This is a genomic window from Streptomyces sp. NPDC001904 (assembly GCF_040297005.1).
In the GTDB taxonomy this organism is placed as follows: Bacteria; Actinomycetota; Actinomycetes; order Streptomycetales; family Streptomycetaceae; genus Streptomyces.
Genome location: NZ_JBEOYI010000009.1, coordinates 146875 through 167770, shown reverse-complemented (window position 1 = coordinate 167770; position 20896 = coordinate 146875). Strand labels below are relative to the sequence as shown.

The following is a 20896-nucleotide window of genomic DNA, read 5'->3' as shown; positions in this document are numbered from 1 at the left end:
ACGTGCAGTTGGTAGTCGGGCGCATCGGCCGCGCCCACGGCATCAAGGGTGAAGTCACCGTCGAGGTGCGCACCGACGAGCCTGAGCTGCGGCTCGGCCCCGGTGCGGTGCTCGCCACCGACCCCGCCTCCACCGGGCCGCTCACCATCGAGTCCGGCCGGGTGCACTCCGGCCGGCTGATGCTGCGCTTCGCGGGCGTACGCGACCGGACCGCGGCGGAGGCGCTGCGCAACACCATCCTGATCGCCGAGGTCGACCCGGAGGAGCTGCCGGAGGACGAGGACGAGTTCTACGACCACCAGCTCATGGACCTCGACGTCGTCACGGTCGACGGCACCGAGGTCGGCCGGATCACCGAGATCTCGCACCTGCCCTCGCAGGACCTGTTCATCGTGGAGCGGCCCGACGGCACCGAGGTCATGATCCCGTTCGTCGAGGAGATCGTCACCGAGATCGACCTGGAGGAGCAGAAGGCGGTCATCGACCCGCCGCCGGGCCTGATCGACGACCGCGCCGAGATCGTGTCGTCCCGGGAGGACTCCGCGGAGGAAGGGTCCGCATGAGGCTCGACGTCGTCACGATCTTCCCCGAGTACCTGGAACCGCTGAACGTCTCCCTCGTCGGCAAGGCCCGCGCGCGCGGCCAACTCGACGTCCACACGCACGACTTGCGGCAGTGGACGTACGACCGCCACAACACGGTCGACGACACCCCCTACGGCGGCGGCCCCGGCATGGTCATGAAGACCGAGCCGTGGGGCGACTGCCTCGACGAGGTGCTCGCCGACGGGTACGAGAGCGGGGCCCACGGGCCCGTCCTGGTCGTTCCCACGCCCTCGGGGCGCCCCTTCACCCAGGAACTCGCCGTCGAGCTCTCCGAGCGCCCCTGGCTGGTCTTCACGCCCGCCCGCTACGAGGGCATCGACCGCCGCGTCATCGACGAGTACGCGACCCGTGTGCCGGTCTACGAGGTCTCCATCGGCGACTACGTCCTCGCGGGCGGGGAAGCGGCCGTCCTGGTCGTCACGGAGGCCGTGGCGCGCCTGCTGCCCGGCGTCCTCGGCAACGCCGCCTCGCACCAGGACGACTCCTTCGCCCCCGGCGACATGGCCAACCTCCTCGAAGGGCCCGTGTACACCAAGCCGCCGGAGTGGCGCGGCCGGGACATCCCCGACGTGCTGCTCAGCGGCCACCACGGCAAGATCGCCCGCTGGCGGCGGGACGAGGCGCTGCGCCGCACCACGCGCAACCGCCCCGACCTCATCGAGCGCACGGACCCCAAGGCCTTCGACAAGAAGGACCGCGAGATGCTCTCCATCCTGGGCTGGGGCCCGGGCCCCGACGGGCGATTTGGGCCAACGCCCGGGGCCGTGGAAGAATAGGCCGCTGCTGTACGTCCAGCCTGCGCCCCTGCCACAGGGGGAACGACGCAAGGCCCGACGCGATCAGCTACCGAAACTCATCGCATACCTCCCGCCGATGACCTGTGGCATCGGCGAAGAAAGCAGACGATCATGTCTCACCTGCTCGACTCCGTCGACGCCGCGTCGCTGCGCAGCGACGTCCCCGCCTTCCGCCCGGGCGACACCGTCAACGTCCACGTCCGCGTCATCGAGGGCAACCGCTCCCGTGTGCAGCAGTTCAAGGGCGTAGTCATCCGCCGTCAGGGCGCCGGTGTCCGCGAGACCTTCACGGTCCGCAAGGTCTCCTTCTCCGTCGGCGTCGAGCGCACCTTCCCGGTGCACACGCCGATCGTCGAGAAGATCGAGCTCGTCACCAAGGGTGACGTCCGTCGCGCCAAGCTGTACTACCTGCGCGAGCTGCGCGGCAAGGCCGCGAAGATCAAGGAGAAGCGCGAGAACTGATCTCGCGTTCGGGGCCGTCACGTCGCCGGATAACATCTGGCCTCGATGGACACCGAAGCACAGCACGTGGAGCGCGACCGCTCCTCCCAGCCCGCGGAAGACACCCCGGAGGGCGAGGAGGACCGGTCGCGCTCCTCTTTGCGTTCCCGGAGCGTCCTGTCCCGGGGCATCGACGCGGCCGCGGCCTGGCTGCCCGGCGGCCGCGTGACGCTCGCGCTGCTCAGCTGCCTGGCGCTGCTGCTCGCCTTCACCGTTCTGGTGATGCAGCCCTTCCAGATCCCCAGCGGCTCCATGGAGTCCACATTGAGGGTCGGGGACCGCGTTCTCGTAAATAAGTTGGCGTACCGTTTCGGTGCCGAGCCGAAGCGGGGCGACGTGGTCGTCTTCGACGGCGACGGGTACTTCGGTGAGGCCGACTACATCAAGCGGGTCGTGGGTGTGGGGGGAGACCACGTGGTCTGCTGCGACAGCAGGGGGAGGATCGAGGTGAACGGGCAGCCCGTGGACGAACGCTCCCTGCTGTACGCCGGTGACGCGCCCTCCGAGGTGCCGTTCGACATCGAGGTGCCCGACGGGACTCTCTTCCTGCTCGGCGACCACCGCAGCGACTCCCGGGACTCCCGGGAACTCATGGGGGCGCCCGGCGGCGGCTTCCTCCCCCTCGACCATGTGATCGGCAAGGCCGAATGGGTCGCCTGGCCGACCGGACACTGGCGCTCCCTGGCCCGGCCGGACGTCTACGCGCGCGTGCCCGCACCCGGCGGCTCCCATGGGTAGGCGGGGCAGGGCGCGCGTCGGCGAGGGCGACGACCGGCTGCCCACCGGGAGCCGGCCCACCAGTGGGCCCGCGCACCCTGGGCGCGCGGAGCGGCGCAAGCTCGCGCGCAAGGTGAAGCGCAAGCGCAGGCGCTCGGCCATCAAGGAGATACCGCTCCTCATAGGCGTGGCCCTGCTCATAGCCCTGGTCCTGAAGACTTTCCTCGTCCAGGCCTTCGTGATCCCGTCCGGCTCCATGGAGCAGACGATCAAGATCGGCGACCGGGTCGTGGTGGACAAGCTCACCCCGTGGTTCGGTGCCGAGACGCACCGCGGTGATGTCGTCGTCTTCAAGGACCCCGGCAAGTGGCTGACGGCCGAGACGGGCCAGAAGAAGGACCCCCCGGTCGGCGTCAAGCAGATCAAGGAGGGCCTGACCTGGATCGGGCTGCTGCCCTCCGACAACGACCGCGATCTGATCAAGCGGGTCGTCGGTGTCGGCGGTGACACCGTGAAGTGCTGTGACAAGCAGGGCCGCGTCACCGTGAACGGGACGCCGCTGAACGAGACTTCGTACATCCACCCCGGCAACACCCCCTCCAAGTTCGATTTTTCGGTGAAGGTTCCCGAGGGCCGGCTGTTCGTCATGGGGGATCACCGCGCCAACTCGGCGGACTCCCGCTACCACCTCACCGAGGCCTACCACGGCACGGTCTCGGAGGATTCGGTGGTCGGCCGGGCCCGCGCCATCGTCTGGCCGATCGGCAACTGGACCACCCTGGGAGAGCCCGGGACGTTCTCGGCCGTGGCCGACGCGCAAGACGACGGATCGACCGCAGCGTCCGGCGCGTCGCATAAGGTGGCCACCACGAACAGCGCCGTCACGAGTTCGAACGCATCGGATTCGGACGGAATGATCCCCCTCCCGACCCCTGCGGAACTCCCGCTCGTTATGGGAGTGGTGGGCCTGCATCGCGTAGGGATCAGGCAGCGGCACGGAGTGAGGAGTGGATGTGGGGGACTTGGCGGTCGGCGCACGGTCAGGGCAGGGGCCCGAAGAACAGCCCGGGCGATCCGACGACGCGGCGAACGCGGCCGTGACGGACCAGGGGCCCGCAGCCGGTGAAGGTGTGCAGGCGGATGGCGGAGGCGGTGACGACACCGGCCGGCAGCAGAAGAAGCCCCGCTCCTTCTGGAAGGAGTTGCCGCTGCTCATCGGCATCGCGCTCGTTCTCGCCCTGCTGATCAAGACGTTCCTGGTCCAGGCGTTCTCGATCCCGTCGGCGTCGATGGAGAACACGCTGAAGATCGGCGACCGGGTGCTCGTCGACAAGCTCACGCCCTGGTTCGGCTCGAAGCCGGAGCGCGGCGAGGTCATCGTCTTCCACGACCCGGCGGACTGGCTGGAGGGCGAGCCCACCGCGGATCCGAACGCGATCCAGCAGGTCCTCAGCTGGGTCGGCCTGATGCCGTCGGCCGACGAGAAGGACCTCATCAAGCGCGTCATCGGCGTCGGGGGCGACACCGTCGAGTGCTCGGGCACGGGCCCGCTCAAGGTGAACGGCAAGGCGCTGAACGAGCCGTACGTGTACGCGGGCAACACCCCGTGCAGCGCGGACAATGCGGGCGGAACGTTCAAGGTGAAGGTACCCGCGGGCAAAGTTTGGGTCATGGGTGACCACCGCCAGGACTCCATGGACTCCCGCTACCACCAGAACGACAAGAACAGCGGCTTCGTCCCGGTGGACAACGTCGTGGGCCGTGCGATCGTCGTCGCCTGGCCGCCCACGCACTGGTCCACGCTGCCCGTGCCGGACACCTTCGACCAGTCCGGGATCAACGCGGCGGCGAGCGCGGCTCCGGGCGCCCTCGGTCTCGCGGGCGCGGTGCCGCTGGTGATCTGGCGCAGGCGCAAGATCACCAAGGGCCTTACCGACGGGAACACCAGGGTTTCTGGCACCGGTACCGCCGGGTAGGGTGCCGTCCCAGATCGCCGATCTTCCGTGGTCCGCGCCATTGCGGGGCCGGGCCGCGAGGTCGATTTCTCCGACGCGGGGGAGCAACTGGGATGAGCAGGACACGTCGTACGGACGAGGGCCGCGGCAAGGCCGGCAGCGTGCTGTCGGGCATAGCCGTGGCCCTCGGCTGTGTGCTGTTCCTCGGCGGATTCGTGTGGGGCGCCTTTGTGTACCAGCCGTACACGGTGCCCACCGATTCGATGACGCCGACGATCGGCGCGGGCGACCGGGTCCTCGCGCAGCGGATCGACGGCAGCGTGGTCAAGCGCGGTGACGTCGTCGTCTTCCAGGAGGCGACCTGGGGCGACCTGCCGATGGTGAAGCGGGTCGTGGGGATCGGCGGCGACAAGATCGCCTGCTGCACCGACGGCAAGCTGACCGTCAACGGCAAGAAGATCGACGAACCGTATCTGCCGGCCGGCAAGAGCGCCTCGCTCACCGGCATCAAGACGACGACGGTGCCCAAGGGCAGGCTGTTCCTGCTCGGTGACGAGCGCAGCGGCTCCCTGGACTCCACCGTCCACCTCGGCGACTCGGAGCACGGCTCGGTGGAGCGCGGCGCCGTGCAGGCCCGCGTGGACGCGGTGGCCTGGCCCCTGAACGGCATGCTGGCCAAGCCCACCGGCTTCGAGACGATGCCCGGCGGGATCTCGCACCCCGGACCGCTCAAGTGGATCGTGTACGCGGTGGTGGGCGGCGCCGTGCTGGTGCTGGGCGGGGCCGCGTACGGCCCGATCGCGAAGCGCTCGCGGCGCTCACGGCCCCGGACGGAGCCGGTCCGTGCCTGAGTCGGGCGACGAGCTGCGCAGGGTGGCCCGGGTCGTGCTGCTCGACCCGGAGAACCGCATCCTGCTGCTGCACGGGCACGAGCCGGACGACCCGGCGAACGACTGGTGGTTCACCCCGGGCGGCGGTCTGGAGGGCGACGAGACGCGTGAGCAGGCCGCGCTGAGGGAACTGGCCGAGGAGACCGGCCTCACGGACGTCGAGCTGGGCCCGGTGCTGTGGGAGCGCACATGCTCCTTCCCGTTCGACGGGCGGCGCTGGGACCAGGACGAGTGGTATTTCCTGGCCCGCACCCGGAGTCGGGTGTCCTCGGACGCAGGGCCGATGATCAATGAAACGGGCCTCACCGACCTGGAACGACGCAGCGTCGTCGGAGCACGCTGGTGGACGTACCGGGAACTGGCCGAAGCGCATGAGACGGTGTATCCGACCAGACTCGCCGAACTGCTGAACCGGCTGTTCGACGAAGGTCCCCCGAGCCGGCCGCTGGTCCTCGACACGGAAATCGTCTAGAGGCCCCAGAGACTGGCGCACAATAGGGGGACGCACGGCTGAAGGGGAACATGCCATGAGCGCCGAGGACCTCGAGAAGTACGAGACCGAGATGGAGCTGAAGCTCTACCGGGAGTACCGCGACGTCGTCGGTCTGTTCAAATATGTGATCGAGACCGAGCGGCGTTTTTACCTCACCAACGACTACGAGATGCAGGTGCACTCGGTTCAGGGTGAGGTGTTCTTCGAGGTGTCGATGGCGGACGCCTGGGTGTGGGACATGTACCGGCCCGCCAGGTTCGTGAAGCAGGTTCGCGTTCTCACGTTCAAGGACGTGAATATCGAGGAACTGAACAAGAGCGACCTGGAGCTTCCGGGGAGCTGAGCCCGGTGCGCTGAGCCTCCGGTGCGCTGATTTTCCGGTGGGTGGCGCCCATTTCGGTGGGTGACCCTCACTTCGGTGGGTGGCGGGGTTTTCCACAACCTGCCGGTAGTTCACCAAGATCCACTTCCTGGTCGCCGCTGCGTCAGCGTGGGCGTCGGAGGTGGTGCCGACGTGAACGCACAGAGCGCACTGGGAAAGTACGGCGAGGACCTGGCCGCGAGGCGGCTGGCCGAGGCCGGGATGACGGTGCTGGCGCGCAATTGGCGCGCGGGCCGGTCGGGCGAGATCGACATCGTGGCGCGGGACGGCGACGCGGTCGTCGTGTGCGAGGTCAAGACCCGCCGGGCCGTGGGCGGCGCGGGCCGGGGCAAGGCCTTCGAGGACCCGATGGCCTCCATCACGCCGGTCAAGGCACGGCGGCTGCGCGACCTCGCCGAGCGATGGGTGCAGGAGCACGGCGGGGCGCCACCCGGCGGAGTGCGCATCGATCTCGTCGGCGTCCTGCTGCCGGAGCGCGGCGCGCCCCGCGTCGAGCATGTGCGGGGGGTGTCCTGATGGGATTCGCACGCACGTGTTCCGTGGCCCTGGTGGGTGTCGAGGGCGTCGTCGTCGAGGTGCAGGCCGACCTGGAGCCGGGAGTCGCCGCGTTCACGCTCGTGGGGCTGCCCGACAAGAGCCTGGTGGAGAGCCGGGACCGGGTCAGGGCCGCCGTGGTCAACTCGGGCGCGGACTGGCCGCAGAAGAAGCTCACCGTGGGGCTCAGCCCGGCGTCCGTGCCCAAGAGCGGTTCGGGTTTCGATCTCGCTGTCGCGTGCGCCGTACTGGGCGCGGCCGAGCGGATCGACCCGAGGATCCTCGCCGACATCGTGATGATCGGGGAGCTGGGGCTCGACGGCCGGGTGCGGCCGGTGCGCGGGGTGCTCCCGGCCGTGCTCGCCGCGGCCGACGCGGGCTATGAGCAGGTGGTGGTCCCGGAGTCCACGGCGGGCGAGGCCGCGCTCGTGCCGGGGATCTCCGTCCTCGGCGTGCGCAGCCTGCGCCAGCTCATCGCGGTGCTGGCGGATGAGCCGGTGCCGGACGAGGAGCCGGAGACGCACGGCCGCCCCGATCCGATGCTGGCCGGACTGAGCATGCCCGGCAGCGGGGCGGGTGCCGGGATCGGCGGCCTGCCGCACGACGGGCCGGGGCTGGACCTCGCCGATGTCGTCGGACAACTGTCGGCCCGCACCGCGATCGAGGTCGCCGCCGCGGGCGGCCACCACGTGATGCTGTCGGGGCCGCCGGGCGCGGGCAAGACCATGCTCGCCGAGCGACTGCCCGCGATCCTGCCCCGGCTCACCCGCGAGGAGTCACTGGAGGTCACCGCGATCCACTCGGTGGCGGGCATGCTGCCGCCGGGCAAGTCGATGATCGACATCGCGCCGTACTGCGCGCCCCACCACTCGGCGACCATGCAGTCCCTCGTCGGCGGCGGACCGGGGACGGCGCGGCCGGGGGCCGTCTCGCTGTCCCACCGCGGTGTGCTTTTCCTCGACGAGGCGCCGGAGTTCAGCGGACAGGCGCTCGACGCCCTGCGACAGCCGCTGGAGGCGGGCCATGTCGTCATCGCCCGCAGCGCCGGAGTGGTGCGGTTGCCCGCCCGCTTTCTGATGGCGCTCGCCGCGAACCCCTGTCCCTGCGGGATGTTCCGGGTCCACGGAGGCGAGTGCGACTGCCCGCCGGCCGCGGTCCGGCGCTATCAGGCCCGGCTCTCCGGACCGCTGCTCGACCGGGTCGACCTGCGCGTCGAGGTGGACCCCGTCACGCGCAACGAACTGGCCGGGTACGGCCCGCGCGGCGACTCCACCCAGGTCGTCGCCGACCGGGTGCGCGAGGCCAGGGAGCGGGCGGCGGCCCGGTTCGCGGAGTCCCCGTGGCGGACCAACAGCGAAGTCCCCGGGCACGCGCTGCGCACCCGGTGGCCGGCCGCCCCGGGCGCCCTGGACGAGGCCGAACTGGACCTGGAGCGCGGCTTCCTGACCGCACGCGGGCTCGACCGGGTGCTGCGGGTGGCCTGGACCGTGGCCGACCTCGGTGGCCGCGACCGGCCCTGCGCCCAGGACGTGGCGCTCGCCCTGCAACTGCGGACCGGGATCTCGCGCGGGGCGCCCATGACGATCGGGTCCGGCGCGTGACCGGGCGGGGCGTCCCGGACGAGGTGCGGCTCGCGCGGGCCCGGCTGACCCGGATCGTCGAGCCGGGTTGGGAGCCGGTCGGCCGCTGGTTGCGGGAGTTCGGGGCGGTGGAGACGGTCCGGCGCATCGACGAGGCCGACGAGGGGGTGACGGATCCGGCGCTGCCCGGGGTGCGCGAGGCGCGCTGGGCGGGGCTGGTCGCGCGGGCCAGGGAGGCGCCGCCCGCGGAGCTCGATCTGACGCGGTCCGACCGGCTCGGGGCACGTTTCGTGTGCCCGGGGGATCCCGAGTGGCCGGGACAGCTGGACGACCTGGGGGACGCGCGGCCCCTCGGGCTGTGGGTGCGCGGCGGCCCTTCCCTGCGGATGTGGGCCCTGCGCTCGGTGGCCCTCGTGGGCGCGCGGGCCTGCACGGACTACGGGGTGCGGATGGGCGCGAGCCTCGGCGCCGGGCTCGCCGAGCGCGGCTGGGTGGTCGTCTCGGGCGGCGCGTACGGGATCGACGCCGCGGCCCATCGCGGTGCCCTCGGTGCCACCGGGGCCACGGTGGCCGTCCTCGCCTGCGGCATCGATCGCTCCTATCCGCGCGGGCACGAGCAGTTGATCGACCGGGTCGCGGAACAGGGTCTCGTGGTGGGTGAGTTGCCACCCGGGGCCCATCCCACGCCCAGCCGCTTCATTCTGCGGAACCGGGTGATCGCCGCACTCACCCGCGGCACGGTCGTCGTCGAAGCGGCCTACCGCAGCGGCGCGCTCGGCACGGCCCGCTGGGCGCTGCGTCTCGGGCGGCACGTGATGGGCGTACCGGGCCCCGCGACCAGCGCCGTCTCCGCCGGGGTCCACGAACTGTTGCGCAAGGAGGGGGTGCTGGTGACGGACGCCGAGGAGGTCGTCGAGCTGGTCGGCGAGATGGGGGAGCTCGCCCCGGAGCGGCGCGGCCCCGTGGTGCCGCGCGACCTGCTGGCCGCGGCCACCGCGCGTGTGCTGGCGGCGCTGCCGGCGCGGGGGACCCGGACGCTCGCCGAGATCGCTCGGGAGGCCGGTGCGACCGACGACGACACGACCGGTCGGTTGTACGAACTGCGCTCGTTGGGGTTCGTCGAACGACACGGCGACGGCTGGAAGTTGACACGCCAGGCGATTCGGTCGGTCTTGACGGACGGAGGCGAATCCTGATCCACGGGGTTGCGCCGTCCGGATGACCCCTCGATGACCTTGGCAATTCCGGCAGTTGACGTTCCGTCCCGATCGCGTTCGGAACCGGAACCGTCGGCGCAAGTCGCCCAGGGGAACGTATCTGCGCGCATATGACCCCCTACCCTTCGCACACTGCGACGCCGCAGTCACGCTACGCTCACCAGGATTCGGGTTCGTCACCTCAATCCGTAATCAGGCAGGCAGCTCGGTACCAGTCATCACTAGACGGGCAACACTCCATCTTCACCAGCAAAAAGATCCCAGCGGCTCCCACGACCCGGACCACGGGCACTCAGGTCCAGGCTCCGGCCCAGACCCGGGGCACCCTCTCCGACTCACTCGGCAAGCAGCAGAACGGCACAAGGCGGCGCATGCCACAGCACACCTCTGGATCCGACCGGGCGGCGGTTCCCCCTGCAGCCCGCGGCTCCAGCGTGCGGCCACCGGCCCCCTCCTCGCTCGAGGAGCTGTGGAGGTCGTACAAGGCGACGGGCGACGAGCGTCTGCGGGAGCAGTTGATCCTGCACTACTCGCCGCTGGTGAAGTACGTCGCGGGCCGGGTGAGCGTCGGGCTGCCGCCCAATGTCGAGCAGGCCGACTTCGTCTCGTCCGGGGTGTTCGGGCTGATCGACGCGATCGAGAAGTTCGACATCGAGCGGGAGATCAAGTTCGAGACGTACGCGATCACCCGGATCCGCGGCGCCATGATCGACGAACTGCGCGCCCTGGACTGGATTCCCCGTTCCGTGCGGCAGAAGGCGCGCAACGTGGAGCGGGCCTACGCCACGCTGGAGGCCAAGCTGCGACGCTCTCCCTCGGAGAGCGAGGTGGCCGAGGAAATGGGCGTCGCGCTGGAGGAACTGCACGCCGTTTTCAGCCAGTTGTCGTTGGCGAACGTGGTGGCGCTCGAGGAGCTGCTGCACGTCGGGGGCGAGGGCGGCGACCGGCTCAGCCTCATGGACACCCTGGAGGACCAGGCCGCCGACAATCCGGTGGAGGTCGCCGAGGACCGTGAGCTGCGGCGGCTGCTGGCGCGGGCGATCAACACGTTGCCCGAGCGGGAGAAGACGGTCGTCACGCTCTACTACTACGAGGGGCTGACCCTCGCCGAGATCGGCAACGTGCTGGGCGTGACGGAGAGCCGGGTCAGCCAGATCCACACGAAGTCGGTGTTGCAGCTGCGCGCGAAGCTGGCGAGTTTCGGACGCTGAGGGTGTTCGGGCGGCAGGTGCTGGTGAATCGTCCCTGCCGCGATGTGCCGGCCCAGGTCGCCTGACTGTGACCGGTGGCCCGCGGCGGGTGGGTGGCGGGTCGCCATGTCCGCTGAGGCTCCCGTAGTGGGCGGCGCGTCCGTACAGTGGATGTGTGCCAAGGATTCGAGCGGCCTCTGTGGCCGAGCACCGGTCGATGCAGCGCGCGGCTCTTCTGGATGCCGCGCGTTCCCTGCTGTCCGAGGGTGGGACGGACGCACTGACGTTCCCCGCGCTCGCGGAGCGGACGGGGCTCGCGCGGTCGTCCGTGTACGAGTACTTCAAGTCCCGCGCGGCCGTGGTCGAGGAGCTGTGCGCCGTCGACTTCCCGGTGTGGGCCGCCGAGGTCGAGGCCGGCATGGCGCGGGCCGCGACGCCCCAGGGCAAGGTCGAGGCGTATGTGCGCGAGCAGCTCGCGCTGGTCGGTGACCGGCGGCACCGCGCGGTCGTCGCCATCTCCGCGAGCGAGCTGGACGCGGGGGCCCGGGAGAAGATCCGGGCCGCGCACGGCGGGCTCGTCGCGATGATCGTCGAGGCGCTCGGGGAGATCGGGCACGGGCAGCCGCGGCTGGCGGCGATGCTGGTGCAGGGGGTCGTCGACGCGGCGGTGCGGCGGATCGAGCTCGGGGCCGCCGAGGAGCCGGACGTGATCGTGGATGCGGCCGTGGCCATGGTGTTGCGGGGCGTTCAGGGCTGAGGCCCGCTGCGCGCTCCGGAGCCGGGTCGGCCGTGGTCGGACCCCTTCGGAGCCCTCGCCCCGCGCCGGGCCGACTCTGGCCAGGCCCTTCCGTGGGGCTCATCCTGCACAGGGTCCGTCGTCGCCGAGCCGCTCTGTAGGGCTCATCCCGCTCCGGGCCGGCCGTGCCTGGACCTTGCCCGGAGCGCTCACCCCGCGGCGGGATACCGCCTTGCCCATGGTGGCGGGAAGCCCGAGCCGGGCGGGCCGAGCAGAACTGTCGGCGGCAGATCGTTCACGGTGACGGGGCCGAGCCGGGTTGTCGGTGGCGGGCGGCCGAGCCACGTGGACAGACCCGGCGGGGGAGTCGTCGGCAGGTCGTCGCTCCAGAGTGCCGCGGGGCCGATGTCCCACACGGGCAGCAGGCGGGCCGGGCCGCGCCGGGTCGCGGACGGAGCCAGCAGGGACAGGGGGTCCAGGTACGTGTCGCCCCTGATCAGGCCCCAGTGCAGGCACGACGGGGCTGCCGGTGGGCAGTGGCCCGTCGGGAGTTCCACGGTGCCGAGCACGGTGCCGGGGGCGACCTCGTCGCCCTTGCGTACCGTCGCCGCCACCGGCTCGTATGTCGTACGCAGAGGTGGGTCCCCGGTGCCCGTCAGTTCCACGGACACCACGCCCCGGCCCGCCACCCGGCCCGCGAAGGCGATCCGGCCGGCGGCCTGTGCCCGCACCGGGGCGCCGATCGGGGTCGCGAGGTCCACACCGCGGTGGCCCGGGCCGTAGGGTGATGCCGGCGGGGACCAGGCGCGTACCACCGCGGGGCGGTCGCCCACCGGCCAGAGATCGGCCGCGTGCACCGGTGTCCCGACGGACAGCGCCGCCAGCAAAAACATCACGCACAGTAGTCGTCGCATGGCCGGAATGATCCGCGACCACGCTCGTCCCGGGGGATCTTGGCCGGGAAACGTGGACTACCGGGCGGTTGTGGACAGCGGCGTCACCCGGTACCTCCAGGGTCCCGTACACTTCATGTGGCGATCCGGGCCACCGGATCGACTTCGCACGCCCCGACACCGAGCCTTCCGGGTTCGTGTCAGCGCCTTTCGGTCCCGTGCTCACGCACGAGGCAGGCGCGCTCGGGACGTCAGGAAACAACCGAGAACACTCAGAGGAGTACGGCCATGGCCGTCGTCACGATGCGGGAGCTGCTGGAGAGCGGCGTCCACTTCGGTCACCAGACCCGTCGTTGGAACCCGAAGATGAAGCGCTTCATCTTCACGGAGCGCAACGGCATCTACATCATCGACCTGCTCCAGTCGCTGTCGTACATCGACCGCGCCTACGAGTTCGTCAAGGAGACCGTCGCCCACGGCGGCACGGTCATGTTCGTCGGTACGAAGAAGCAGGCGCAGGAGGCCATCGCCGAGCAGGCGACCCGCGTCGGCATGCCCTACGTGAACCAGCGCTGGCTGGGCGGCATGCTCACCAACTTCTCGACCGTCTACAAGCGTCTGCAGCGCCTCAAGGAGCTCGAGCAGATCGACTTCGAGGACGTCGCCGCGTCCGGTCTCACCAAGAAGGAGCTTCTCGTGCTCTCGCGCGAGAAGGCCAAGCTGGAGAAGACCCTCGGCGGTATCCGCGAGATGTCCAAGGTTCCCAGCGCCGTCTGGATCGTGGACACCAAGAAGGAGCACATCGCTGTCGGCGAGGCCCGGAAGCTCAACATCCCGGTCGTCGCGATCCTCGACACGAACTGTGACCCCGACGAGGTCGACTACAAGATCCCGGGCAACGACGACGCGATCCGCTCCGTCACCCTGCTCACCCGCGTGATCGCCGACGCCGTCGCCGAGGGCCTCATCGCCCGTTCCGGCGTCGCCACCGGCGACTCGAAGCCGGGCGAGAAGGCCCAGGGCGAGCCGCTCGCCGAGTGGGAGCGCGACCTGCTCGAGGGTGAGAAGAAGGCCGACGAGAAGACCGAGGAGAAGGCTGAGGAGGCCGCTCCGGCCGCCGACGCCGCTGCCGAGGCGCCCGCCGCCGAGGCCCCTGCTGCTGAGGCCCCCGCTGCCGAGGCTCCGGCTGCCGAGCAGGCCTGACCCGCACGGAATTCGGTTTCATGAGTGACACGGCGGGGGCCTTCTTCGGCCCCCGCCGTTCACCCGTGGCCGTCCGTGCGTGACCTTCCGTCGTCAGACACTTCAGACTTCGTAGAGAGAAAACCAGGATCATGGCGAACTACACCGCCGCTGACGTCAAGAAGCTCCGTGAGCTCACGGGCGCCGGCATGATGGACTGCAAGAAGGCGCTCGACGAGGCCGAGGGCAACGTCGACAAGGCCGTCGAGGCGCTGCGCATCAAGGGCCAGAAGGGCGTCGCCAAGCGCGAGGGCCGCTCCGCCGAGAACGGCGCTGTCGTCTCCCTCATCGCCGACGACAACTCCACCGGCGTCATCGTCGAGCTGAAGTGCGAGACGGACTTCGTCGCCAAGGGCGAGAAGTTCCAGGCCGTCGCCAACGAGCTGGCCGCGCACATCGCCAAGACGTCGCCCGCCGACATCGACGCCCTGCTCGCCTCCGAGATCGAGGCCGGCAAGACCGTCCAGGCGTACGTCGACGAGGCCAACGCCACCCTGGGCGAGAAGATCGTCCTGGAGCGCTTCGCCCAGTTCTCCGGCGCGTACGTCACCGCCTACATGCACCGCACCATGCCCGACCTGCCCCCGCAGATCGGTGTTCTGGTCGAGCTGGACAAGGCCGACGCCGACCTCGCCAAGGGTGTCGCGCAGCACATCGCCGCCTTCGCGCCGAAGTACCTCACCAAGGACGACGTCCCGGCCGAGGTCGTCGAGTCCGAGCGCCGCGTCGCCGAGGAGACCACCCGCGCCGAGGGCAAGCCCGAGGCCGCGCTCCCGAAGATCGTCGAGGGTCGCGTCAACGGCTTCTTCAAGGAGGCCACCCTCCTCGGTCAGCCGTACGCGCTCGACAACAAGAAGTCGGTCGAGAAGGTCCTCCAGGAGGCCGGTGTCACCCTGAAGCGCTTCTCGCGCATCAAGGTCGGCATCTGAGTCCGTACCGCGCCCGACGCGAGACCCCTATAGGGTCGACAGCAGTCGCCCGGGTACGCACCGGACGACCGCAGATGTGACGAGGAGGCCATTGCCGCATATGGGATGCGAAACACCCCATCGGCAATGGCCTTCTTCGTATGTGTGCCAAGCAAGAAGAGGCGAGAATCCATGACCAGCACCCAGGCAGCAGACAAGGGCGACAAGAGCGACGACGGCAAAGGCGCGGGGCGCTTTCTGCTGAAGCTCTCCGGTGAGGCGTTCGCCGGGGGCGGAGGTCTGGGTGTCGACCCCGACGTGGTGCACGCCATCGCCCGTGAGATCGCGGCCGTCGTCCGCGACGGGGCGCAGATCGCCGTCGTCATCGGCGGCGGCAACTTCTTCCGCGGTGCCGAGCTCCAGCAGCGCGGCATGGACCGGGCCCGTTCGGACTACATGGGCATGCTCGGTACGGTCATGAACTGCCTGGCCCTCCAGGACTTCCTGGAGAAGGAGGGCATCGACAGCCGCGTCCAGACCGCCATCACCATGGGCCAGGTCGCCGAGCCGTACATCCCGCTGCGCGCCGTGCGCCACCTGGAGAAGGGCCGCGTCGTCATCTTCGGTGCCGGCATGGGCATGCCGTACTTCTCCACCGACACCACCGCCGCGCAGCGCGCCCTCGAGATCGACGCCGAGGCGCTGCTCATGGGCAAGAACGGTGTCGACGGTGTCTACGACTCGGACCCGAAGACCAACCCCGGGGCCGTGAAGTTCGACGCGCTCAGCTACGGCGAGGTCATCACGCGCGACCTGAAGGTCGCCGACATGACCGCCATCACCCTCTGCCGTGACAACAAGCTGCCGATCCTCGTCTTCGAGCTCCTCACGTCGGGCAATATCGCGCGCGCCGTCAAGGGTGAGAAGATCGGGACGCTGGTGGGCGAGCAGGGCACCCGCGCCTGACCCTCAGGTCCGCAACACCCCGCAGGGGATGGACAATGTCCTGCCGGTCGGACACCGTGCAAGGACAGCGCAGGACACCGCAGGAAGCCGCGCGGGCACACCGTGCGGGAGAAGCAACAGACGCGACGCAGCCGGCCGCCCCGTGCACGCCGGGCCTCACTCAAGACACGCAGGAGCAAGTGGTGATCGAAGAGACCCTCCTCGAGGCCGAGGAGAAGATGGAGAAGGCGGTCGTGGTCGCCAAGGAGGACTTCGCCGCGATCCGCACCGGCCGTGCGCACCCGGCGATGTTCAACAAGATCGTGGCCGACTACTACGGCGCGCTGACGCCGATCAACCAGCTGGCCTCCTTCTCGGTGCCGGAGCCGCGCATGGCCGTGGTGACCCCGTTCGACAAGAGCGCGCTGCGCAACATCGAGCAGGCGATCCGTGACTCGGACCTCGGCGTCAACCCGAGCAACGACGGCAACATCATTCGTGTGACGTTCCCCGAGCTCACCGAGGAGCGCCGCCGCGACTACATCAAGGTCGCCAAGGGCAAGGCGGAGGACAGCAAGGTGTCCATCCGCTCCGTCCGCCGCAAGGCCAAGGAAGCCATCGACAAGGCGATCAAGGACGGCGAGATCGGCGAGGACGAGGGGCGTCGCGGCGAGAAGGAGCTGGACGACACCACCGCCAAGTACGTGGCCCAGGTGGACGAGCTGCTCAAGCACAAGGAAGCCGAGCTGCTCGAAGTCTGAAGCCGAGCGGAACATCGAGGTTCGAGGAATCCGTGAACGACTCTTCCTGGGGGGCGCCGCAGACCGGGCCCGGGTACTGGGGGCCCGCTGATCAGAACCGCGGCCCGGCAGGTCCCGCGTACGGTCAGGGCCCCTCGTACGACCAGGGACGCGCTCCGGCGGGTCCCGCGTACGAACGGCACGCGGTTGAGGAGACTCGGCCCATGCCCATCGTGCCCGATATGCCCGACGTGCCCGCCGGTGGCGGTGACAACCAGGACGACCGGGGGGCTGCTCGGCTGAGCGGTCCCCTGTTCCGCGACGAGGCGACCCCGCAGGCCGAGCGGCCGGCGCCGTCGTCGCAGACCCCGCAGGAGCCCATGACCGGCGCAGCACCTCACTCCCAGCCCGAGCCGCAGCCCCAGCCTCAGCCTCGGCAGAAGAAGAGCGCGGGGCGGGATCTCGGCGCGGCCATAGGGGTCGGTGTCGGGCTCGGTGCCGTGATCATCGCGTCGCTGTTCATCGTCAAAGCGGTGTTCGTCGGCGTGATAGCGGTCGCCGTCGTCGTGGGTCTGTGGGAGCTCACCTCGCGACTCGACGAGCGCAAGGGCATCAAGGCGCCGCTCGTGCCGCTGGCCGTCGGTGGCGCGGCGATGGTCGTCGCCGGTTACGTCCGCGGGCCCGAGGGCGCGTGGGTGGCCATGGCGCTGACCGCGCTCGCCGTCCTGGTGTGGCGGATGACCGAGCCGCCCGACGGCTACTTGAAGGACGTGACGGCCGGGGTCTTCGCCGCCTTCTACGTCCCGTTCCTCGCGACGTTCGTGGCGATGATGCTCACCGCGGACGACGGGGCCTGGCGGGTCCTGACCTTCCTGATCCTGACGGTGGTCAGCGACACCGGCGCGTACGCGATCGGCTGGCGCTTCGGCAAGCACAAGCTGGCGCCGCGCATCAGCCCCGGAAAGACCCGCGAGGGCCTCTTCGGCGCGGTGCTGTTCGCGATGGTGGCGGGCGTTCTGTGCATGCAGTTCCTGATCGACGACGGAACGTGGTGGCAGGGCCTGGTGATCGGCGCCTGCGTCGCGGCCAGCGCGACCCTGGGCGACCTCGGCGAGTCCATGATCAAGCGCGACCTCGGCATCAAGGACATGGGAACCCTGCTCCCGGGCCACGGCGGCATCATGGACCGCCTGGACTCCCTGCTGCCGACGGCGCCGGTGGTGTGGCTGCTGCTGGTGCTGTTCGTCGGATCGGCCTGAGCCGAACGAACCTGATGAGGGGCGGGCGCCTGCGGGCGCCCGCCCCTCGTTGCTGCGGTGACGGCGCCGAGCGGGACGATCCGGTGAGCATGTCGCTGGTGGCGGCGGTGACGACCGAGTCGGGGCGGTCCCGGGCGTGCACGAGATGATGCGCCGGTCCACAGGATCGCCCTCGTCGCCGGCTCTTCGCGCAGCGGATCATGAGGTGCTCACCGGCTCTACGATCTCGCGATGAGCTACGACATCTACTTTTTGCGGCGAGACGCGCGTCAGTCATGGGACGACGTCCTGGAAGCCGCCGAGGCCGCGGCCGAGGCCGCAGCCGGGGACAGCGCGCCGATCCCCGCCGAGCTCCTCGAAGCGTGGCAGCGGATAGTGCCGCAGGCTCGTGCGCTGCTCGGAGATGTGGACATCACCGAGTACGAACAGGAATCACGTGACCTCAGCCACTCCGGCACCGGCATCGACCTCTCCGTGTTCGGCGACGAGCTCACCATCACGGTGCCCTACTGGCACGCCGGGGACGCTGCTGGAACAGTCCTGGGGACGCTCTTTGCCCTCTCCGCGCTCGTGGAGAAGGAGACCGGTCTGACGGCCTATGACCCCCAGGTCGAGATGCCGCTTCGAGAGACCTCCCCGCAGCAGGCGGCAAGCATCATGTCGGGCGTCACGACCGACCTGCGGAACCGCTACGGAGGCTGAGGCCGGGTTCGAGCGCTGAGAGAGAGCCGGTGCTCCTCAGTGGCCGCCAGGAGAACTCGCGGATATCCAGCGTCGCAAGGTCTCTGACTGTGCGTTTGGCCGTTATCGGCGCCCTGGTTGCAGTGGAGCGGATTGAGTCAGGGCCGGACGTCCGTCCGGTATCTGCGCTGGTCCGACAGACGGTACTGGCCCACTTCGGGGTCTGGGGGGCCGTCCATGCCAAGATCCTTCCGCATGGCCTCACGCAGGTGCGCGTTCTCTCGCCAGAGATCTGCGCGGCAGACTCGGTAGGCGTCACTCCGTATGTCGGGCTCCTCGATGAGTCGGTCGCGCATCGTCGCCAGGGCGTCGCATGTCTTCTCTGCGAGCATGATGATCTCGGCTGAGGCGGTGAGTGAGAGGTTCTGTCTCAGGCGCCAGATGCCGGCGCTGTCGAGCGCTTGGTGGAGCGCGCCGTAGAGGGCATCGCCACACGGGCGGTCGGGCTGCAGAACCACGCTCCGCAAGTTCGAGTGGCCGCTGCTCAGCGCCATCAGGAAATCCGAATACACGGTTCTACGGGTCTGTGCCGCTTCTCGCACCTGGTCGCGACGCCATCGGATGCGGTCGGCGATCAGCGCGGACCCCACGCCGACCACAGCACCTGCCAAGGTGCTTACCGGTGATATCCAGTCCATCGATGAGTGTTACCCCGATGTCCGATATCCGCTAACTCGTTTGGCCGGCCGTCCTGTCGCGGGCGCTCGCCGAAGGGCCGGCCGACGTCGGGCGAACCGAAAAGGCCGGCGCGCGGGGCCGACCAAACCGGGTAACGTCCTTGTCATGTTCTTCCAGACGCCGATTTACGAGTGAGAGCGTGACGGGCCCCTGCCGACGTTCTTCGACGTCGCCGCCCGTCCCCCACCGATGAATCCGTAGATCACCTCACATCACCACCGGGAGAACCCGTGACCGACAGCAAGAACATCAACAACCCCGTGGGCCAGGGCGGCGGCCAGCGCAAGAAGCAGTCGCGCGCCGAACGGCAGAACAACGGTCCGCACCGCAACCTCGACCGCCAGCGCGCGGCCGACCAGAAGGCGGAGCTGCTGCGCAAGATGCGCGAGAAGACAGGCGCGGCCGAGGGCACCGGTCAGGCGGGCGACGACACCGCACAGAGCTGACGCACCACCGCCGCAGGGCGGCATTGCACGGGGCAGGGCCCGGACCGCGACGCGTGGTCCGGGCCCTGCTCGATCTGTGGAACAGCGCGATGCCAGCTGGTCAGACCGTGGGTGGGCCGAGAGTTTCGGGCCGTCCCCGGGCCGCCCCAGGCGCTCAGGAGTGACCGGCGGCGACCGACAGTGACAGATGCCCAGAGCGACGGCCTCAGGTCAGCCCCATCCATCTGCGACACTGGTACAGCCATGCCTAAGCCCGGAGAACTCACCTTTGTCGCCCCCCGCGGAGCCAAGAAGCCGCCGCGGCACCTTGCCGATATGACGCCTGCGGAGCGGAAGGAGGCTGTCGCTGCTGTTGGCGAGAAGCCGTTCCGTGCCAAGCAGCTGTCGACGCACTACTTCGCGCGGTACGCGCACGACCCCGAGCAGTGGACCGACATCCCTGCCGGGTCGCGCGAGAAGCTGCGGGAGGCGTTGCTGCCCGAGCTGATGACCGTCGTACGGCATCTGTCGACCGACCAGGACACCACGCGCAAGACGCTGTGGCGGCTGTTCGACGGGACGCTCGTCGAGTCGGTCCTCATGCGGTACCCGGACCGGGTGACGATGTGCATCTCGTCGCAGGCCGGATGCGGGATGAACTGTCCGTTCTGCGCCACCGGGCAGGCCGGGCTCGACCGGAACCTGTCGACCGGCGAGATCGTGCACCAGATCGTCGACGGGATGCGCGCGCTGCGGGACGGGGAGATCCCCGGCGGGCCCGCGCGGCTGTCCAACATCGTGTTCATGGGGATGGGCGAGCCGCTCGCCAACTACAAGCGGGTCGTCGGCGCCATCCGGGCGCTCACCGATCCCGAGCCGGACGGGCTCGGGCTGAGCCAGCGCGGTATCACCGTGTCGACCGTGGGACTCGTGCCCGCCATCCACCGGTTCGCCGACGAGGGCTTCAAGTGCCGCCTCGCGATCTCGCTGCACGCCCCCGACGACGAGCTGCGCGACACCCTCGTACCGGTCAACACCCGGTGGAAGGTGCGCGAGGTGCTCGACGCCGGGTGGGAGTACGCGGCCAAGTCCGGGCGCCGGCTCTCCATCGAGTACGCGCTCATCCGGGACATCAACGACCAGGCGTGGCGCGGTGACCGGCTCGGGCGGCTGCTCCGCGGCAAGCCGGTGCACGTCAATCTCATTCCGCTGAACCCGACGCCCGGGTCGAAGTGGACGGCGTCGCGGCCCGAGGACGAGAAGGCGTTCGTCGAGGCGATCGCCGCGCACGGGGTGCCCGTGACCGTGCGCGACACCCGCGGTCAGGAGATCGACGGGGCGTGTGGTCAGCTCGCGGCGACCGAGCGGTAGCCTGGCACCCGTACCTCGTACATACACTCGTACATACATCTTCATATTCCGACAGGGGAGCGCCACAGCGCTGAGAGTGCGGTAGCCAGACATATGG

Annotated in this window: 23 protein-coding genes and 1 pseudogene; 22 read left to right on the top strand and 2 right to left on the bottom strand. The window is 69.8% G+C overall.

Annotated elements, in window-relative coordinates:
* Window positions 1-2: 2 nt before the first annotated feature.
* The 14 genes from rimM to ABT127_RS17410 all read left to right on the top strand — a co-directional run bounded on the left by rimM (window position 3) and on the right by ABT127_RS17410 (window position 11618).
* The gene (gene rimM, locus ABT127_RS17475) at window positions 3-563 is read left to right on the top strand and encodes a ribosome maturation factor RimM (RefSeq protein ID WP_351450280.1); all 561 of its coding nucleotides are present in this window, start codon (window positions 3-5) and stop codon (window positions 561-563) included.
* Window positions 560-1381 (top strand): tRNA (guanosine(37)-N1)-methyltransferase TrmD, encoded by an 822-nt coding sequence (gene trmD / locus ABT127_RS17470; protein ID WP_351450277.1) that lies wholly within the window; start codon window positions 560-562, stop codon window positions 1379-1381. Before rimM ends, trmD begins: the two co-directional genes overlap by 4 nt.
* 132 nt (window positions 1382-1513) lie before the next feature.
* A complete protein-coding gene (gene rplS / locus ABT127_RS17465; protein ID WP_018531094.1) occupies window positions 1514-1864 on the top strand; it encodes a 50S ribosomal protein L19 in 351 nt (116 codons plus the stop codon).
* A gap of 45 nt (window positions 1865-1909) precedes the next feature.
* The gene (lepB, locus tag ABT127_RS17460; RefSeq protein ID WP_351450274.1) at window positions 1910-2641 is read left to right on the top strand and encodes a signal peptidase I; all 732 of its coding nucleotides are present in this window, start codon (window positions 1910-1912) and stop codon (window positions 2639-2641) included.
* Complete coding sequence (gene lepB, locus ABT127_RS17455) at window positions 2634-3746, top strand: signal peptidase I (RefSeq protein WP_351450271.1); 1113 nt, start codon at window positions 2634-2636, stop codon at window positions 3744-3746. The genes lepB (ABT127_RS17460) and lepB (ABT127_RS17455) overlap by 8 nt, the downstream gene beginning before the upstream one ends.
* Window positions 3634-4596, top strand: coding sequence for a signal peptidase I (lepB, locus tag ABT127_RS17450; protein WP_351450268.1), 963 nt, complete (start codon window positions 3634-3636; stop codon window positions 4594-4596). Before lepB (ABT127_RS17455) ends, lepB (ABT127_RS17450) begins: the two co-directional genes overlap by 113 nt.
* A gap of 92 nt (window positions 4597-4688) precedes the next feature.
* Window positions 4689-5426 (top strand): signal peptidase I, encoded by a 738-nt coding sequence (gene lepB, locus ABT127_RS17445; RefSeq protein WP_351450265.1) that lies wholly within the window; start codon window positions 4689-4691, stop codon window positions 5424-5426.
* The gene (locus tag ABT127_RS17440) at window positions 5419-5937 is read left to right on the top strand and encodes an NUDIX hydrolase (RefSeq protein ID WP_351450263.1); all 519 of its coding nucleotides are present in this window, start codon (window positions 5419-5421) and stop codon (window positions 5935-5937) included. Before lepB (ABT127_RS17445) ends, ABT127_RS17440 begins: the two co-directional genes overlap by 8 nt.
* A 55-nt stretch (window positions 5938-5992) precedes the next feature.
* A complete protein-coding gene (locus ABT127_RS17435) occupies window positions 5993-6301 on the top strand; it encodes a DUF2469 domain-containing protein (RefSeq protein WP_005311352.1) in 309 nt (102 codons plus the stop codon).
* Window positions 6302-6400: 99 nt separating this feature from the next.
* On the top strand, window positions 6401-6856 hold the full coding sequence (locus tag ABT127_RS17430; protein WP_351450575.1) for a YraN family protein: 456 nt from the start codon (window positions 6401-6403) through the stop codon (window positions 6854-6856).
* Entirely contained in the window at window positions 6856-8475 is a 1620-nt protein-coding gene (locus ABT127_RS17425; RefSeq protein ID WP_351450260.1) for a YifB family Mg chelatase-like AAA ATPase, read from the top strand. The genes ABT127_RS17430 and ABT127_RS17425 overlap by 1 nt, the downstream gene beginning before the upstream one ends.
* Entirely contained in the window at window positions 8472-9650 is a 1179-nt protein-coding gene (gene dprA / locus ABT127_RS17420; protein ID WP_351450257.1) for a DNA-processing protein DprA, read from the top strand. Before ABT127_RS17425 ends, dprA begins: the two co-directional genes overlap by 4 nt.
* 392 nt (window positions 9651-10042) lie before the next feature.
* On the top strand, window positions 10043-10882 hold the full coding sequence (gene whiG, locus ABT127_RS17415) for an RNA polymerase sigma factor WhiG (RefSeq protein WP_351450255.1): 840 nt from the start codon (window positions 10043-10045) through the stop codon (window positions 10880-10882).
* Between the two features lie 178 nt (window positions 10883-11060).
* A complete protein-coding gene (locus ABT127_RS17410) occupies window positions 11061-11618 on the top strand; it encodes a TetR/AcrR family transcriptional regulator (RefSeq protein ID WP_351450572.1) in 558 nt (185 codons plus the stop codon).
* A gap of 392 nt (window positions 11619-12010) precedes the next feature.
* On the opposite strand, the pseudogene ABT127_RS17405 reads toward ABT127_RS17410, so the two are convergent.
* Window positions 12011-12490: pseudogene (locus tag ABT127_RS17405) on the bottom strand (murein hydrolase activator EnvC family protein); the annotation flags it as partial.
* Window positions 12491-12778: 288 nt separating this feature from the next.
* Here ABT127_RS17405 and rpsB point away from each other — a divergent pair.
* The 6 genes from rpsB to ABT127_RS17375 all read left to right on the top strand — a co-directional run bounded on the left by rpsB (window position 12779) and on the right by ABT127_RS17375 (window position 18286).
* Window positions 12779-13693, top strand: a complete 915-nt coding sequence (rpsB, locus tag ABT127_RS17400; protein ID WP_351450252.1) for a 30S ribosomal protein S2 — start codon at window positions 12779-12781, stop codon at window positions 13691-13693.
* A gap of 131 nt (window positions 13694-13824) precedes the next feature.
* A complete protein-coding gene (gene tsf, locus ABT127_RS17395) occupies window positions 13825-14661 on the top strand; it encodes a translation elongation factor Ts (RefSeq protein WP_351450249.1) in 837 nt (278 codons plus the stop codon).
* Window positions 14662-14832: 171 nt separating this feature from the next.
* Window positions 14833-15606 (top strand): UMP kinase, encoded by a 774-nt coding sequence (gene pyrH, locus ABT127_RS17390; protein ID WP_111668220.1) that lies wholly within the window; start codon window positions 14833-14835, stop codon window positions 15604-15606.
* Window positions 15607-15788: 182 nt separating this feature from the next.
* Window positions 15789-16346, top strand: coding sequence for a ribosome recycling factor (gene frr / locus ABT127_RS17385; protein WP_111668221.1), 558 nt, complete (start codon window positions 15789-15791; stop codon window positions 16344-16346).
* Window positions 16347-16378: 32 nt separating this feature from the next.
* Window positions 16379-17584 carry a phosphatidate cytidylyltransferase gene (locus ABT127_RS17380; RefSeq protein ID WP_351450247.1) on the top strand — a complete coding sequence of 402 codons (1206 nt, stop codon included), beginning with the start codon at window positions 16379-16381 and terminating at the stop codon, window positions 17582-17584.
* A 231-nt stretch (window positions 17585-17815) separates the two neighbouring features.
* Window positions 17816-18286 (top strand): hypothetical protein, encoded by a 471-nt coding sequence (locus tag ABT127_RS17375; protein ID WP_351450245.1) that lies wholly within the window; start codon window positions 17816-17818, stop codon window positions 18284-18286.
* 137 nt (window positions 18287-18423) lie between these two features.
* On the opposite strand, the gene ABT127_RS17370 is transcribed toward ABT127_RS17375, so the two are convergent.
* Window positions 18424-18963 carry a hypothetical protein gene (locus ABT127_RS17370; protein WP_351450243.1) on the bottom strand — a complete coding sequence of 180 codons (540 nt, stop codon included), beginning with the start codon at window positions 18961-18963 and terminating at the stop codon, window positions 18424-18426.
* Window positions 18964-19233: 270 nt separating this feature from the next.
* On the opposite strand from ABT127_RS17370, the gene ABT127_RS17365 reads away from it, so the two are divergent.
* Both ABT127_RS17365 and rlmN read left to right on the top strand, forming a co-directional pair.
* Window positions 19234-19449, top strand: coding sequence for a DUF6243 family protein (locus tag ABT127_RS17365; protein ID WP_351450240.1), 216 nt, complete (start codon window positions 19234-19236; stop codon window positions 19447-19449).
* A 243-nt stretch (window positions 19450-19692) separates the two neighbouring features.
* Complete coding sequence (gene rlmN, locus ABT127_RS17360) at window positions 19693-20799, top strand: dual-specificity RNA methyltransferase RlmN (protein ID WP_351450237.1); 1107 nt, start codon at window positions 19693-19695, stop codon at window positions 20797-20799.
* Window positions 20800-20896 lie beyond the last annotated feature (97 nt).